Here is a 13,347-nt window from a genome sequence, read left to right on the forward strand (position 1 = left end):
CTCAGACCCTCTCGATGTCGCGTTCGCCGAAGATGCCGAACGGACGTATCATCAGCACCACGATGATCATGGCAAAGCCCGCGACTTCCTTCATGCCGGAGCCGACATAGCCGCCGGCGAGATTCTCGGTGATCCCGATCAGGAGCCCGCCGAGGCCGGATCCGAGCACGGCGTCGAGGCCACCCAGGATCGTGGCCGGAAACGCCTTGAGCCCGAGCTGGAACATTGCCGGCGAGAGATCATAGGACAGCGCAAAGAACACGCCGCCGATACCGGCGATGACGGAGGAGGCGGCCCAGGCCATCGCATGCACCCTTGTTGCGCTGATGCCCATCAAGAGCGCGGTGCGGTCGTCGGCGGCAACGGCGCGCATCGCGACGCCGATCTTGCTGTAACGGAAGAATGCCCAGATCGCGGCGAGAAGTATGAGAAGCGTGACGATGACGGCGATTTGCCCGGTGCGGACGCCGACCCCGCCGATCCGCACGATGGTGCGGCCGACGCCGATGTCGAGGCCGTGCGGGTAGGCATCCCAGATGAAGTTGATCGACGATCGCAAGATCACCGCCAGACCAATGGTCACCATGACGGTGGCAAAGACCGGCTCGCCCAGCATCGGCCGCATCACCAGCCGCTCGATCACGAGGCCGAGCACGACGGCCGCGAGGATGGCGCCGAGCGCCACCACGACCACGTTGCCGCTGACCGTGGTCGAAATGGTCCAGGCGATATAGGCCGTGATCATGGTCATTTCGCCCTGTGCGAAATTGACGAGGCCCGTGGACTTGTAGATCACCGCAAAGCCCATCGCGATCAGGCCATAGATGGCGCCGACCGCAAGGCCGGAGACCAGAAGCTGGATCAGATACTGCATCAGCCCTCCGCCTGGTAGATGATGGCGAGTTCGCGCGCGAACTTCTTCTCGATCAAGGCGCGGCGGACCTTTTGCGTGGCGGTCAGCTCGCCGTCGTCGTGGTCGAGTTCCTTTTCCAGGATGGCGAAGCGGCGGATGTTCTCGACACGCGCGAAGCGCTTGTTGGTCTCGTTGACGACGCGCTCGACCAGCTCGTGCACCTCGGCAAGCTGCGACAGCGACTTGTAGTTGGTGTAGGGCAGGGCCTTGTCGCGGGCCCAGCGCCCGACATTGTCGAAGTCGACCTGGATGATCGCGCCGAGATATTTCTTGGCCTCGCCGACCACGATTGCTTCCTTGATGAATTCGGAGTCCTTGAGCGCGTTCTCGATCTCGGAGGGGGCGATGTTCTTGCCGCCCGCGGTGATGATGATCGCCTTCTTGCGGTCGACCACCGTGATCTCGCCGTTATCCAGGACCTCGACGATGTCGCCGGTGCGCAGCCAGCCGCCCGGTTCCACCGTGGCGGTCGAAGCCTTTTCGTCGAGGAAATAGCCTTTGAAGACGCCTGGATTGCGCAGCAGGATCTCGCCGTCGCTGTCGAGCTTCCATTCGGTGAGCGGCAGCGGCAAGCCGCAGCCGCCGAGCCGGTGATGGCTCCCGGTCTGGATGAAGGCGACCCCGCCGCTTTCGGTCAGTCCGTAGCCCTGCGAAACCGGGCGGCCGACGATGTCGAAGAAGCGCAGCGTCTCCGGCGAGATCGAGGCGCCGGCGCAGAGGCGGTGACGGCTGCGGGCAAAGCCGAGATGGCGCTGAATGTTGCGGAACAACGCGAGATACAGCAGCGCATAGCCGAGGCCGTCGAGCGACGTCGCGGTCCCGGCCTGCCGCCGGTCCGACAGCTTGCGGCCCCAGGCGAGGCAGGCTTTGACGAAGCGCTGGCGCAGCGCGCCGCTTTCGCCGAGCCGGAACAGGAAACCCTGCTGCAGTTTCTCGTAGATGCGGGGAACGCCGACGAAAAACGTAGGCGCAATCTCGCGGATGTTGAGCGCGACGGTGTCGATCGATTCCGCAAAGCTGACGGTGCCGCCGAGCACCAGATGCGTGACCTCGCCATAGCAGCGTTCAGCGACATGGCACAGCGGCAGGTAGCTCACGGCCTCGAACGGCTTGTCGGCGATCCCGACGGCTTCGGCGTAGATATAGGCGGCATAGACCAGGTTCCGATGCGTCAGCATCGCGCCCTTTGGCGGACCCGTCGTGCCTGACGTGTAGACCAGGATGGAGACGTCGTCGGGCGACGCCTGCGAAATCAGACGGTCGAGGGTTGCGTTGGCCTCAGGGTTTTCGAGGGCATAGGCCGTGCCGAGCTGGCACAGCTTCTCGAACGACATCAACTGCTGTTGCCGGTACTGCCGCAGGCCCTTGGTGTCGACGCACACAATGGCCTCGAGCGCCGGCAGGCCGTCATTGTTGGCGAGCGCGTCCAGCACCTTGTCGGTCTGTTCCTGATCGCCGGTGATGACGACGCGAGCGCCGGAGTGGCGGACGATGTATTGCAGTTCGACCCAGGGATTGGTCGGATAGATGCCGACCGCGACCGCGCCGATCATCTGGACGCCGAGATCGGCATAAAACCATTCCGGCGTGTTCTCGCCGGCGATGGCGACGCGGTCACCCGGCTTGAGGCCGAGCGAAAGCAGGCCGAGAGCGACCGCGCGTGCGGTCTGGTAGTAATGGTCCCAGGAATAGGGATTCCAGATGCCGTATTCCTTTTCGCGCAACGCCAGTCTGTCGCCGTGCATCAGAGCGCGCTGACGCAGCAGTTGCGGAATGGTGATGGCGGCGTTCTTCAGCGCGATCTGCAAAGAACTCATGTCGGCGCTGGACGGCGTCCGCGCCGAGCTCGATTGCATCGGCGGATGTTCGGTGCGTGGGCTTTCGAGGACCGACATCACGCGCCCACCTTTGCCGCTTCGGCGCGGTGGCCGCCGAGATAGGCTTCCGCCACGGCCGGATCGCGCCTAACCTCGGCGGGCGTGCCTTCGGCGATCTTGCGGCCGAAATTCAGCACATGCACGCGGTCGGAGATATCCATCACGATCCGCATTTCGTGTTCGATCATCAGGACGGTGATGCCGAGCTCCTCGCGGATATCCAGCACAAAGCGGGCGATGTCCTCGGTCTCCTCCTGGTTCATGCCTGAGACCATTTCATCGAGCAGCAGCAGTTTCGGCTCGCAGGCCAGCGCCCGCGCCAGCTCGACTCGCTTTTGCTGGCCGTAGGACAGGGTGCCGACGATGGCGTCGCGGATATGCTCGATCTCGAGGAATTCGATGATTTCCTCGACCCGCTGCCTGGCTTCGATTTCCTCGCGTCGGGTGCGGCCGAAGAAGATCACGGCATCGAGCACGTTGGAGCGCAGATGGGTATGCCGGCCGGTCAGGATGTTCTCGACCACGGTGCCGTGCTTGAACAGCGCGAGGTTCTGGAAGGTCCGGCCGATGCCTTTGGCAGCGAAGCGCGAGGGCGAGACGGCGGCCATGTCGGTGCCGTCAAACACGATACGGCCGCCGCTCGGCCGCAGCACGCCGGAAATCATGTTGAACAAAGTGGTCTTGCCGGCGCCGTTTGGCCCGATCACGCTGCAAATTTCGCCTGTAGTCACCGCAAGACTGACATCGGCCACCGCCTGCAGGCCGCCGAACCGCTTGCTGAGATTTTCGATCCTGAGCAGGGAGGTCACGACAGCCACCGTTTGCGCCGCTTGTAGTGCTTGACGTCGCGCAGGCTCTTGCGCCCGGCGTTGGAGACGCCGAGGTAGAATTCCTGTACGTCCTCATTGGCGGCGAGTTTCTTTGCCGAGCCGTCGAGGACGACGCGGCCAGTCTCCAGGATGTAGCCGTAGTCGGCGATATCGAGCGCGCGCTGGGCGTTCTGCTCGACCAGCAACACCGTCATCTTCATCTCGTCGCGCAGCTTGGCGATCACTTCATAGATGCGATCGATGATCAACGGCGCGAGGCCGAGCGACGGTTCGTCGAGCGCGAGCAACACCGGATCGGTCATCAAGGCGCGGCCGATCGCCAGCATCTGCTGCTCGCCGCCGGACATGTAGCCCGCGATCTGGTCGCGGCGTTCGAACAGGCGTGGGAACAGCGAAAACACCTTTTCGCGGCGGTCGCGCGCCTCGGCGGCGGTCCTGGTGTAGCCGCCCATCTGCAGGTTTTCGTCGATCGTCAGCGCCGGAAACACCCGGCGGCCCTCCGGCACCTGGACGATGCCGCGCCGCACCAGCTCGTCGGGCGCGAGGTGATGCACGTCCTCGCCGCGGAAGCGGATCGTGCCGTTCTCGATCACGCCTTCCTCGGTGTAGAGAATGCCCGACATCGCCTTCAACAGCGTCGACTTGCCGGCACCGTTGGAGCCGAGCAAAGCGACGATGCCGCCTTCGGGAACCGCAATGCTGACGTCGCGGATCGCCTCGATGGCGTTGTCATAGACGATGCGGATATTGCGGAATTCGAGCAGGCATGACGGATCGGGCGCTCCCTTTGCGCCGCCGATCGTTGCCTGCGTCGGGATGGCTGCCGGCATCACGCGTGGCTCGACCGCGGCAGGGGCTGCCGCTGCGCCAGGATCGCGTCGGTGACGAGCTTTGCGGTTTCCGCGCAGGCCTGGGTGCCGCCATTGCCATATTGCTTCACGGCGTCGCCGACGCACCATAGCCCGTCGATGCCGGTCTCGCGCGGCAGGTCGTATCCGGCGCAACTGCGCTGGGCCGGCCAGTCGTCGCGCATGACGCGGATCGACAGGATTTTAGCCTGGGCAAAGTTCGGGAATTGCTCGCGCAGATCCATCAGCGCCAGTTCGACCTCGGCATCTGAATCGAAATCGCCGAGCGCCGGGACCGGCACGGCATAGGCGACATAGAGATGCCAGCCCGGCGGCGCGAGCTCAGGGCAGGTGGCCGAAAGGTTCGCCATGTTGCAGAGCCGCCGCGTCTTGCCGAAGGTGACGATGCCGGGATGGGAGATCAGCGGCTCGCGGCTGGCGATATTGATGACGATGTTCGCGGCCGGACGCAGACCGGTCCGCACTTGCGCCACATAAGCCGGCGGGAAAGCGGCTGCGCCGCCGAGTGCCACGGTGGCCTTGGGGCCGGCATTGCTGATGACGAGCGCGGTCTCGATCCGTATCCTCTGGCCATCGCGCAGGACGGTCACGCCATCGACGCGGCCGTCGGTGGAGTGGATCTCGACTGCCGGCGTCGACAGCCAGATATCGCCGTTGCGCTTGATGGCGGTTGCCAGCGCGTTCCAGACGCCGATCGTGCCTTGCGGGCAAAAGCCGAAGCGCTTGAAGGCGCCCTTGCTGGTAAAATAGGTCAGGAAGGCGCGCGCCGGCAGTTCGTCGGCGTTGCAGGCGAAGATCGCCGCGCACAGGTTGCGGAAGATCGCGTGCACCGACGCATTGCTGGTGTAGGTCTTGAGCCAGTCCTCGGTCGATTGCCGCCCATCGGGGAGGTTGCCGGAGCGGGCGTCGGCAAATTTCTCCAGGATGCGCGAGGCCTGTTTGGTCAGTTGGCCGAGCAGCAGCGACCAGCCGCCGCGGCCGACATCGATCAGCTTGCCGTCGATGAAGAAGGAGCTGGCCGGCTCCGGCGTGCGGATATCGAGGGGCGCGCCGACGGTATTGAAGGTCTCCTCGAACACCCCGCCCAGTTCGATCGCGATGGCGCCGATATTGACGGTGAAACCGTCGATCTGCTCGGTCGAGGCACGGCCGCCGATCCGGTCCTTGTCATCGACGACGAGGGTATGGAGCCCGGCATGGGCCAGCCGCGCGGCGGCGCAGAGCCCGCCGGCGCCGGCCCCGATTACGACAGCATCTGCCCGAACGACCGTCATTCCACCTCCCAAAGCGTGCTGCCCGGTTGATCCGGGCTGTCCTTGATTTAGATCATTGTATTATAATCCGACTGGCCGTTCAAATAATTTTTTGCGATAAGGGGTCGCAGGGCGGATTTGGACCCGGCGCGCCCGCGTTTTTCGAAACGAAGCTGCCCGGCCTGAATAAAGGCTGCTGAATCAGCTAAGCATGCCCTTCGGATACGAGCTAAAGCTGAAATGAAGCGGACGACAGGCCATGGCGCGAACACGCTCTGAGAATTACGACGGCATCCACCTGGGTATCCTGACCAATGCCGCCAGGCTGTTTTCGGCCCAGGGCTATATGCGCGCCTCGATCGCCGACCTTGCGGACGCCTGCAAGCTGTCGCGCGGCGCGCTCTATCACTACTTCGACTCCAAGGAAGCCATTCTGTTTGCAATCCTGGATGCACATATCAGGGAAATGATCGAGCACGTCGAAACCGCCGTGGCCGCCGGTGGCCCGACGCTGACGCAGTTTCAGAACGTCATTCGCGCGATTGTCGAGGTCAATGCCAAATCGCCGCATGAACAGCGTGTGCTGATTCACGACCTGTCGTTCCTCAACGCGGACGAGCAGCAGACCATCAAGGATCTGGAACGGCAGCTGGTCGATATCGTCACCGATCTTATGCTGCGGCTCGACGCCGAGGGCCGGATCGTCAAGCGCACCAAGAAGATCTACACGATGATCCTGTTCGGTATCATCAACTTCACCTACACTTGGTACGATCCCAAGGGCGCGATCGGTCCGCAGGAATTCGCCGATATGGCGGTCGAATTGTTTCTGAACGGATTTGCGCCGGGTGGTGCCGCAAAATCCGTGGCGGCGAACCGGCGCGAGAAGGTTTAGCCGCTATCACGGGCGGGTAGGGCCCGGCTCCGACGCGCCAAGGTCCGAGCCGCTGCCGCAAACAGCAGCGCTCTCGCCAAAGTAGACGCCGCCCGATGCGTTCGCCGGATGCGGTCGAAACCGTATTTCTACGGTAAGCCATTCTCCAACCTCGATTTTTCAAGCCTGCGACATCCGCGGCACGAAGCTTGCTTTGTTGAACCTGCCGGAACAACTTTGGGAGCAACGGGATGAGATGGATCGTCCTTTGCCTGGGTATTTTCGGTTACCTGGGCGCAGGTGCGAGTATGAGTGCGCGCGATTTGGGACAGTGGGATGCCGTCGATCCCGCGGTCAAGCAATGGTATCAGGCCCTGATGCAGCCCGACGTTCCCAACGCGTCATGCTGCGGCGAAGCCGATGCGTATTGGGCCGATGAAGTTCATGTCAGGGACGGCAAGACCTACGCGATCGTGACGGACGATCGGCCGGACGAGCCGCGTGGCCGGCCCCATGTCGAGATCGGAACGGAAATTGAGATCCCCAACAACAAACTCAAGTGGGATAGATCGAATCCGACCGGGCACGGCATCGTATTCCTGAGCCGCGCCCGGTACGTGTTCTGCTACGTTCAGCCCGGCGGCGTCTGACGTCGCGTCGCGGCCGTCGTTGTCGATCATCCCGTCGGAATATGCGCGCAGCTGCTTGGCCGCGGGCGGGTGCCGCGCTTGTCGATCGGGACATTGCAATTGTCGATCCGTTGCTCGTCCATCCATTTCCTGCCGAGCCGCTCCTTGCCGGTCAGCGATGGCGACGTGCTGATCGGCGCGCCCCGGTCCGGACGCGTGTCTTGCGCAGATATTGCCGACGTCAAACCGACGACGAGTAACATCCCAAGTAATCCTCCGTACCAAGTTCGCATGACGGCCTCGCAAACCAGCGTTTAGGACACGGTTTCAACAGTGGTGTTCGACTAAACGACATCAGAATTTGCGCGGCCACCCGAAACCTGAAATTTGCCCGTCAGGGCGGCGCGTCCTTGGGCGGAAGCACCGGCGGAGGCAGCGCTGAAAATTCGATGTTGCCGGATTCACCCGTCAGGAACGACAGATCGAGCAGGCCGCCGCCGGTCGGGTCGCCGCCGGGCGCCGCGGCGGGGCGAAGCTTGGTGACGTCGGATGGACCTTCAGGCGCGGCCTGTCCGGTGCCGGTGCCGTAATCGGCCGCGCGGCCGCCTTGCGGATGGCCCTTCAGGATCTCATCGCGCGCGGCTTCCACCTTGGCGGCAAGCGCCGGCGAATAGGGCAACCGGTAGGCGCGGGGCTGACCGCTCGGAATATTGGCGGCGTCGAGCTCCTCGACCCAGACATGCACGGCGCCGGGATCGCGATCGAGCGGATTCGGATCGACCACCCGCGCCCAAAGCAGTTGAAACTGCGGCGGCAAGGGTGCGGCCGCCGACCATCCAGGCAGGCCTTCGACGCGGAAGAACGCCACGCCATAAAAAATGCTGGTGACGACAACGGCGGCAACCTTGAGCGGCCACGGCGCGCGAACGCGCAAGACGATCACGAGCAGCAACGCCGCCAGCACGACATAGGCGACCGACAGACCGACGATTTGCGACTGCAGTCCCATCCTCATCAGCCTGCGTTGCGGCGTGGATTACGCAGCGTCTGCAGCAGCGATTTTTCGCGGCTGTTAACGTCGGTAACCGTGCCGCTGCCGTCGATCGCGAAGCGAACGGCGGTGCGCTCGGTCCCGGCGCTCTGCAGCATGATGGTGTCGTAATAGACGACCTGAACGGTTGGATTGAGTTTCTCGACCTTCACCGAGACTGGCACGGGTTCACGGCCCATCGCGATGAAGTGGTAGACGTTGACGGTGTATTCGCCGGCGACGATGCCGCGGATGCTCACCGTTTCCTGGCGGATCGGCGACAGCACCTTGCGACCGTTGACCACGATGAAATCGTTGGCGCCGCCGCGGTCGTCGCGGTCGAGCAGCATGAAACCGGCCTCGCGCCGGCGGTACCAGACCATGTTGCCGATCGGATCCTGCACGAACATGTCGAAATCGTCCGGATGCTGGTCGGGCCAGCTCATCGTCACCAGGAATTCGGCCTTGCTGTCGATCTTGCCGTCTTTGGCCTCGGGCGCGATCGCCAGCAGCGCGATGAAAAACAGGAAGGCCAGCACCTGAAGCGCCTTGAACAGCATGACCGCGAACGGGTCGAACGGCTCCTCCTGCGGCATCAGTTCGAATTCGTCGATCATTCCGCTGCCTCTGGCCGATCTTCTAGCACCGAGACGACGCGGACTTCGGTCAGGCCGACGGCATAGGCGAACAGCTTCGCGGTTGCATCATCGAGCATGTAGTACTGGATCCTGACCAGGATCGAGCCGACGAGGCCCGCGAGCGTGGCGTACATGGCGACCGCCATGCCGTCGCTCATCAGGTTCATCGATGACCTGATGGTGCTGCGATCGCCGGGATCGAGGCCTGCGATCGGCGCCAGCATCATGATGAATCCGATGATGGTGCCGAGCAGGCCGAGCTTCATCAGCGTATCGCTGGCGAAGGCGCCGAACTGGTTGGAGCCGCGCAGCCGTCCCGCAAGTCCGCGCAGCAGCAGGGTCTGATCAATGCGCCGTGGTCCCTGCAGCCGGGCCTTGACCGCCAGATCATGGATATGTTCGGCGACGAGACAGCGCGGGAGTTTGCCGGCGCCTTCGACGATAACGGCGTCGCCGTCGAGATGAAGCGGGCCTGATCCCGCTTCGATCAAGGCTCCGCCGCGCCGTGCCGCATCGCCCTCGCGCGAGATCGCGATCGTGCGCCACAGGCAGTGCAACGACGCCGCCACATAGAGCAAGCCGATGATCGAAGAGATATAGGTGCGATCGCTCGCGACCATCTGCCGGATCAATCCGAAGCGCCACAGCAGAATGAACGCAAAAATGCAGAGCCCGGTAAACACCAACCATCGCAGCAGCGGACCACGGTCACCGAAGGAATCAATATCCGCGTTCGTCGTTGGCATTCGTGCACCTCGACATCGGATTGTGGCCTGAGCGTTCCACATACCGTTGAGGCAGGCAAACCGAATCCGTTGCAACGTCCATTCAAAATGTTGTTGAGTGCGAGCACTTCCGCGCGCCCCGCGTACCTTTGTCCCGCGCGATTTTGTCCAAGAGAGAACTAACTTTGTCCAAGAGAGAAATTTCGGATGCTTGGCCGTCACTCGGCGTACTTGCGCGGCATCTGGGGTAGCCCTACGTTCGGCACCGGTGCGGACCTCGCGCCAAACTACTTGGGAGACTCTCTATGACTTGGAAAACTCCGAAGGTTGTCGAAGTGCCGGTGGGCATGGAAATCAACATGTACGCCTGCGCAGCGCGCAAGTAGACAGCATCAAGACGATCTGCCCGGCTCCGACAGCACATTCGCGGTTTCGAGCCGGGCAGGCGTGCGCTGCCCTCACGCCGCTTCCCCCACGCAATGGCGTTGAGGCCGTCGGACTTGCATCGAAGGCTTGCTTCGAAGAAGCACTGTTCCACCGCCGTCTGCAACGATCCCAGAACCCGCCACGGAATGTCTCTCGCCGGATCGCCTCCGATTCGACGGATGCGATGGCCCACGACCTTTCCCGGATTGTGCTAGGGTGCCGTCCGGTCAGCGCTGCTGTCGCTTCCGTCGGCTCCAAGGCTCTGGTTTGAAAAGACTCTGGTTTGACTGGTTTGAAATGGCTCTGGTTTGAATGTCTAGTTGCGCAAGAACAGTCCGGGCGATCGTCGTGTGTTTTGCGGCGCTGGTTCCGGCTGCCGTTCAGGCCGAAGAGGGCATCGATACCGAGCATATCTTCGGCTTCATGATCGGCACGGATGTCGGCAGTGTCGGGGAGCGGGAGTTTCAAACCGAGACGACCGGACGGTTCGGCAAAAGCAGCGGAACGTACCGGGCGGGCGCACAGCAAGTCGAACTGGAGTTCGTGCCGGTCAAAAATTTCCGTATCGAGCTGGGAAGCACGTTTTCGGCGCACGATATCAACGGCGTTCCAGGGTTTGACGATCGCCGCCAATTGGGATGGCAGGGGGTCTCGGTGGATTTCCGCTACCGGTTTCTCGACCGGCAAACAGCTCCGTTCGGCCTGACGGTCGCGGTCGAACCGCATGCCGATCGCATCGATGAATCCACGGCCGCGGCGGTCCGCAAATATGGCACGGACCTCACATTGGCTTTCGATCGGGAGATTGTTCCCAACGTCGCGGTCGCGGCGCTCAACCTGATCTATCAGCCGGAATGGACACGCTTCGTCGGGACGGGAGCCGCGGAACAGGAGTCCACGATCGGCGCCGCATTCGCCGTGATGGCGCAGTTGCGCCCGGGGTTTCTGCTCGGTGGCGAGGCGCGGTACTTACGAAAATACGAGGGAATAGGCCTGGAAGAATTTTCCGGCCAGGCGCTGTTCGTCGGCCCGACGGCGTATTTCCAGTTGTCGGAACGTTCCCGGCTGACCGCAAGCTGGAGTGTTCAGGCATGGGGGCGTCCGGCCGGGTCGGGAGCCGCCCTCGACCTCGTCAATTTCGAGCGGCACCAGGCCCGGCTGGTGTTTGGCGTCAACTTCTAAGGCCTTGTCGGCTCTGCTGGATTCAGCACCGGGCTTGATCCCCGCATTTTCACGGTGGTGTGAAACCTCGCTTCCTCGGCTACGTATTTGGGCGTGCTAAGTTTTTGACGAATCAATCGGAGGGATATCAGGCATGAATCCGATCGACCTGATTGTGACGGTATGTGCGGTACTGTCGCCAACCACCTGCGAGGACACCCATCTGGTGTTTTCCTACAGTGGCTCACTGACGCAATGCGTCATGGCCGCGCCGCCCTACATCGCGCAATGGGTCGGTGACCACCCGAAATGGACCGCAGTCAAATGGCGCTGCGAATATCCGCACACCAATGACAAAGCGGATGCCGGCAAGCCAACTCGCGCAAGCTGAAGCGGGATCGCTTTAGCAGGTTCATTTTGTTGTACGGGCTATTTGTTGCAGTCCTTCAGATCCTTGTCCGCAATCGAGAACACCGCGTCGGCCCTGATTTCAATATCGCGCACCACGCATTGCCGTGAGTCCCGGTAACTCACCTTAGCGTCGTAGCGGCCGGGCTCAACGCCGGTGATGCGCAGACGTTCGTCGTGGTCGACTTCCTTGTCTTTGTCGTTCAGGGTCTGGTTGGGTCCCCAATCGGTCTTTCCGGCGGGCGATAGCTGAAAACCTGAAATGGTCGCCGTGGTCAGGTTCCACAACCGGATGCCTTTTCCCTTGCTTTGCGCGGCGAGCTGGCTCGGCAAAGAGACCGTCAAGGCAATCAACGAGACGGCGACGATGGTCCGCACGCGCAACATGGTAGCCTCCCCGGGAATTTGAACCGCTTTCGCGATCGTCTTCTTTTCAGAGCGACGATCATAGCATAGCTTCGAGCTTTGGCAGTCGGAGAATGGCCATGACGTTTGCCGGATCGATCGGACGTAGTGTCGGCGCACTGGCTGTGCTGATGTCGGCGGTCGTCATGACGCGCGCCGACGACAACGATTATCCCACGTCGGCCCGCTCCGAATATGTGTTCGGCTGCCTGAAGGCGAATGGCGAAACGCGACAGGCGATCGAGCAATGTTCCTGTTCGATCGATGTCGTCGCATCGCTCGTGCCCTATGACCGCTACGTCACCGCGGAGACCGTGCTGAGCATGTCGCAGGTCAGGGGTAATCTTGGCGGCCAGTTCCGTACCTCCGAGCAGGCGGCAAGCGCGCTCAATGATCTCAGGCGCGCCCAGGCCGAAGCCGAGGTCAGGTGTTTCTGAGGCGCGGCATCACTGCAATCCATCCAGCGCCGCGTCGTCCGACGTCAAATGCCTGACGCGTCGACATTCCATTCGTGCTGGAATACGTGGCCTTCGGTATCCTTGGCCTCGGCGCGAAAGCGCTTGGCGCCATTCGAGACATAGGTGAAGCGGATGTTGGGATCTTCCGAGATTGAAATCCCGCCTTCCACCCTCAGTACCGGGCTGCCGTCCTGCCAGAGACGCAGTTCGTTAACGAAAAACGCGGGGATATAAAGCTGCGTGACCTGGTCCATCTGCAGGCCGGAATTGTTGGGATGGCCGATCATGATCTGGGCCTCGCGGGCGCCGCTGGTCGGACCTTCGCCGGATTTTGCGAATTGCCGGTAGCGCATCTGGCCCAGCCGGTTGTTGGCTTCTTCAGCATTCTTGGCGGCAGGCGCCGAGCAGCCGCCGGAAGCCTTGACGTAGGTCTTCGTCACATAGAGCTTGCCGTCACTGAGCTCGGCCACCGCATGAACGTCGCTGTAATTGTTGACGCGCACGCGTGTCGATATTTCCGACACCCTTGCGTCCGGACCGAGCTCAAACTTCGCTGCCATCGGTGCGGGGTTCTGGTCGATGACCAGCGTAATGCTCACGATGCGACGGTCGTCGCCGGGCGACAGCTTCGTTTTCAAGGTGACGGGAACGATCGCGGCATCCTCGGCGCGGTACGGCATTTCGATCGCAATCACGTCGTTGCCATCGTTCATCGGGCGATTGTTGAAGATATCCTGGACCAGGCCGGGCCACGGATCATAGGTTTCCGACGTTGCCGCGGGCGTCTGCTGCGCGCCGAACACAAGCAGGCCAGCGATGCAGAGCAGGCGGAAATGAGTTCCGGACATGGT

General features: G+C 62.4%; 17 protein-coding genes. 6 read left to right on the forward strand and 11 right to left on the reverse strand.

Going from position 1 to position 13,347, the window contains the following annotated elements; all coding sequences use genetic code 11:
- Position 1: 1 nt before the first annotated feature.
- The 5 genes from BLR13_RS26615 to BLR13_RS26635 are packed head-to-tail and all read right to left on the reverse strand — an operon-like array spanning position 2 to position 5,763.
- On the reverse strand, positions 2-874 hold the full coding sequence (locus BLR13_RS26615) for a branched-chain amino acid ABC transporter permease (RefSeq protein ID WP_074817779.1): 873 nt from the start codon (positions 872-874) through the stop codon (positions 2-4).
- On the reverse strand, positions 874-2,808 hold the full coding sequence (locus tag BLR13_RS26620) for an AMP-dependent synthetase/ligase (protein WP_083387581.1): 1,935 nt from the start codon (positions 2,806-2,808) through the stop codon (positions 874-876). The genes BLR13_RS26615 and BLR13_RS26620 overlap by 1 nt, the downstream gene beginning before the upstream one ends.
- Positions 2,808-3,599 carry an ABC transporter ATP-binding protein gene (locus BLR13_RS26625; protein ID WP_074831081.1) on the reverse strand — a complete coding sequence of 264 codons (792 nt, stop codon included), beginning with the start codon at positions 3,597-3,599 and terminating at the stop codon, positions 2,808-2,810. Before BLR13_RS26625 ends, BLR13_RS26620 begins: the two co-directional genes overlap by 1 nt.
- Positions 3,596-4,450, reverse strand: coding sequence for an ABC transporter ATP-binding protein (locus tag BLR13_RS26630; RefSeq protein ID WP_244524942.1), 855 nt, complete (start codon positions 4,448-4,450; stop codon positions 3,596-3,598). Before BLR13_RS26630 ends, BLR13_RS26625 begins: the two co-directional genes overlap by 4 nt.
- Entirely contained in the window at positions 4,450-5,763 is a 1,314-nt protein-coding gene (locus tag BLR13_RS26635) for a phytoene desaturase family protein (protein ID WP_074817775.1), read from the reverse strand. The genes BLR13_RS26630 and BLR13_RS26635 overlap by 1 nt, the downstream gene beginning before the upstream one ends.
- A 238-nt stretch (positions 5,764-6,001) precedes the next feature.
- Between BLR13_RS26635 and BLR13_RS26640 the strand changes: the two genes are divergently transcribed.
- On the forward strand, positions 6,002-6,637 hold the full coding sequence (locus tag BLR13_RS26640) for a TetR/AcrR family transcriptional regulator (RefSeq protein WP_074817773.1): 636 nt from the start codon (positions 6,002-6,004) through the stop codon (positions 6,635-6,637).
- Positions 6,638-6,924: 287 nt separating this feature from the next.
- Positions 6,925-7,266 carry a hypothetical protein gene (locus BLR13_RS26645; RefSeq protein WP_091976760.1) on the forward strand — a complete coding sequence of 114 codons (342 nt, stop codon included), beginning with the start codon at positions 6,925-6,927 and terminating at the stop codon, positions 7,264-7,266.
- 26 nt (positions 7,267-7,292) lie between these two features.
- Here the strand turns inward: BLR13_RS26645 and BLR13_RS26650 are convergent, their stop codons facing one another.
- From BLR13_RS26650 to BLR13_RS26665, 4 genes are all read right to left on the reverse strand, one after another.
- Positions 7,293-7,508, reverse strand: a complete 216-nt coding sequence (locus tag BLR13_RS26650; RefSeq protein ID WP_244524943.1) for a hypothetical protein — start codon at positions 7,506-7,508, stop codon at positions 7,293-7,295.
- 131 nt (positions 7,509-7,639) lie between these two features.
- Positions 7,640-8,254, reverse strand: coding sequence for a hypothetical protein (locus BLR13_RS26655; protein ID WP_083387580.1), 615 nt, complete (start codon positions 8,252-8,254; stop codon positions 7,640-7,642).
- A 5-nt stretch (positions 8,255-8,259) separates the two neighbouring features.
- The gene (locus BLR13_RS26660) at positions 8,260-8,892 is read right to left on the reverse strand and encodes a hypothetical protein (RefSeq protein ID WP_074817766.1); all 633 of its coding nucleotides are present in this window, start codon (positions 8,890-8,892) and stop codon (positions 8,260-8,262) included.
- A complete protein-coding gene (locus BLR13_RS26665) occupies positions 8,889-9,659 on the reverse strand; it encodes a MotA/TolQ/ExbB proton channel family protein (protein ID WP_074817763.1) in 771 nt (256 codons plus the stop codon). Before BLR13_RS26665 ends, BLR13_RS26660 begins: the two co-directional genes overlap by 4 nt.
- 284 nt (positions 9,660-9,943) lie before the next feature.
- Between BLR13_RS26665 and pqqA the strand changes: the two genes are divergently transcribed.
- From pqqA to BLR13_RS26680, 3 genes are all read left to right on the forward strand, one after another.
- On the forward strand, positions 9,944-10,024 hold the full coding sequence (gene pqqA / locus BLR13_RS26670) for a pyrroloquinoline quinone precursor peptide PqqA (protein WP_074817761.1): 81 nt from the start codon (positions 9,944-9,946) through the stop codon (positions 10,022-10,024).
- Between the two features lie 352 nt (positions 10,025-10,376).
- Complete coding sequence (locus BLR13_RS26675) at positions 10,377-11,246, forward strand: hypothetical protein (RefSeq protein WP_074817759.1); 870 nt, start codon at positions 10,377-10,379, stop codon at positions 11,244-11,246.
- 133 nt (positions 11,247-11,379) lie between these two features.
- Positions 11,380-11,616: a hypothetical protein gene (locus BLR13_RS26680; RefSeq protein ID WP_074817757.1), complete on the forward strand. Its 237-nt coding sequence runs from the start codon at positions 11,380-11,382 to the stop codon at positions 11,614-11,616.
- Positions 11,617-11,654: 38 nt separating this feature from the next.
- On the opposite strand, the gene BLR13_RS26685 is transcribed toward BLR13_RS26680, so the two are convergent.
- On the reverse strand, positions 11,655-12,002 hold the full coding sequence (locus BLR13_RS26685) for a hypothetical protein (RefSeq protein ID WP_433994286.1): 348 nt from the start codon (positions 12,000-12,002) through the stop codon (positions 11,655-11,657).
- A gap of 116 nt (positions 12,003-12,118) precedes the next feature.
- Between BLR13_RS26685 and BLR13_RS26690 the strand changes: the two genes are divergently transcribed.
- Positions 12,119-12,475 (forward strand): hypothetical protein, encoded by a 357-nt coding sequence (locus tag BLR13_RS26690; RefSeq protein ID WP_074831080.1) that lies wholly within the window; start codon positions 12,119-12,121, stop codon positions 12,473-12,475.
- Between the two features lie 44 nt (positions 12,476-12,519).
- On the opposite strand, the gene BLR13_RS26695 is transcribed toward BLR13_RS26690, so the two are convergent.
- A complete protein-coding gene (locus BLR13_RS26695; RefSeq protein ID WP_074831078.1) occupies positions 12,520-13,344 on the reverse strand; it encodes a quinoprotein dehydrogenase-associated SoxYZ-like carrier in 825 nt (274 codons plus the stop codon).
- Positions 13,345-13,347: the final 3 nt, after the last annotated feature.

Origin of the sequence: Bradyrhizobium ottawaense (genome assembly GCF_900099825.1) — a bacterium.
Taxonomy (GTDB): Bacteria; Pseudomonadota; Alphaproteobacteria; order Rhizobiales; family Xanthobacteraceae; genus Bradyrhizobium; species Bradyrhizobium ottawaense_A.

Bases quoted from the DNA above. Each gene is read 5' to 3' on its own strand.
- BLR13_RS26615 (WP_074817779.1), bottom strand. From the start codon at position 874: ATGCAGTATCTGATCCAGCTTCTGGTCTCCGGCCTTGCGGTCGGCGCC.
- BLR13_RS26620 (WP_083387581.1), bottom strand. From the start codon at position 2,808: ATGTCGGTCCTCGAAAGCCCACGCACCGAACATCCGCCGATGCAATCG.
- BLR13_RS26630 (WP_244524942.1), bottom strand. From the start codon at position 4,450: ATGCCGGCAGCCATCCCGACGCAGGCAACGATCGGCGGCGCAAAGGGA.
- BLR13_RS26635 (WP_074817775.1), bottom strand. From the start codon at position 5,763: ATGACGGTCGTTCGGGCAGATGCTGTCGTAATCGGGGCCGGCGCCGGC.
- BLR13_RS26640 (WP_074817773.1), top strand. From the start codon at position 6,002: ATGGCGCGAACACGCTCTGAGAATTACGACGGCATCCACCTGGGTATC.
- BLR13_RS26645 (WP_091976760.1), top strand. From the start codon at position 6,925: ATGAGTGCGCGCGATTTGGGACAGTGGGATGCCGTCGATCCCGCGGTC.
- BLR13_RS26650 (WP_244524943.1), bottom strand. From the start codon at position 7,508: ATGTTACTCGTCGTCGGTTTGACGTCGGCAATATCTGCGCAAGACACG.
- BLR13_RS26655 (WP_083387580.1), bottom strand. From the start codon at position 8,254: ATGGGACTGCAGTCGCAAATCGTCGGTCTGTCGGTCGCCTATGTCGTG.
- BLR13_RS26660 (WP_074817766.1), bottom strand. From the start codon at position 8,892: ATGATCGACGAATTCGAACTGATGCCGCAGGAGGAGCCGTTCGACCCG.
- BLR13_RS26665 (WP_074817763.1), bottom strand. From the start codon at position 9,659: ATGCCAACGACGAACGCGGATATTGATTCCTTCGGTGACCGTGGTCCG.
- pqqA (WP_074817761.1), top strand. From the start codon at position 9,944: ATGACTTGGAAAACTCCGAAGGTTGTCGAAGTGCCGGTGGGCATGGAA.
- BLR13_RS26675 (WP_074817759.1), top strand. From the start codon at position 10,377: ATGTCTAGTTGCGCAAGAACAGTCCGGGCGATCGTCGTGTGTTTTGCG.
- BLR13_RS26680 (WP_074817757.1), top strand. From the start codon at position 11,380: ATGAATCCGATCGACCTGATTGTGACGGTATGTGCGGTACTGTCGCCA.
- BLR13_RS26690 (WP_074831080.1), top strand. From the start codon at position 12,119: ATGACGTTTGCCGGATCGATCGGACGTAGTGTCGGCGCACTGGCTGTG.
- BLR13_RS26695 (WP_074831078.1), bottom strand. From the start codon at position 13,344: ATGTCCGGAACTCATTTCCGCCTGCTCTGCATCGCTGGCCTGCTTGTG.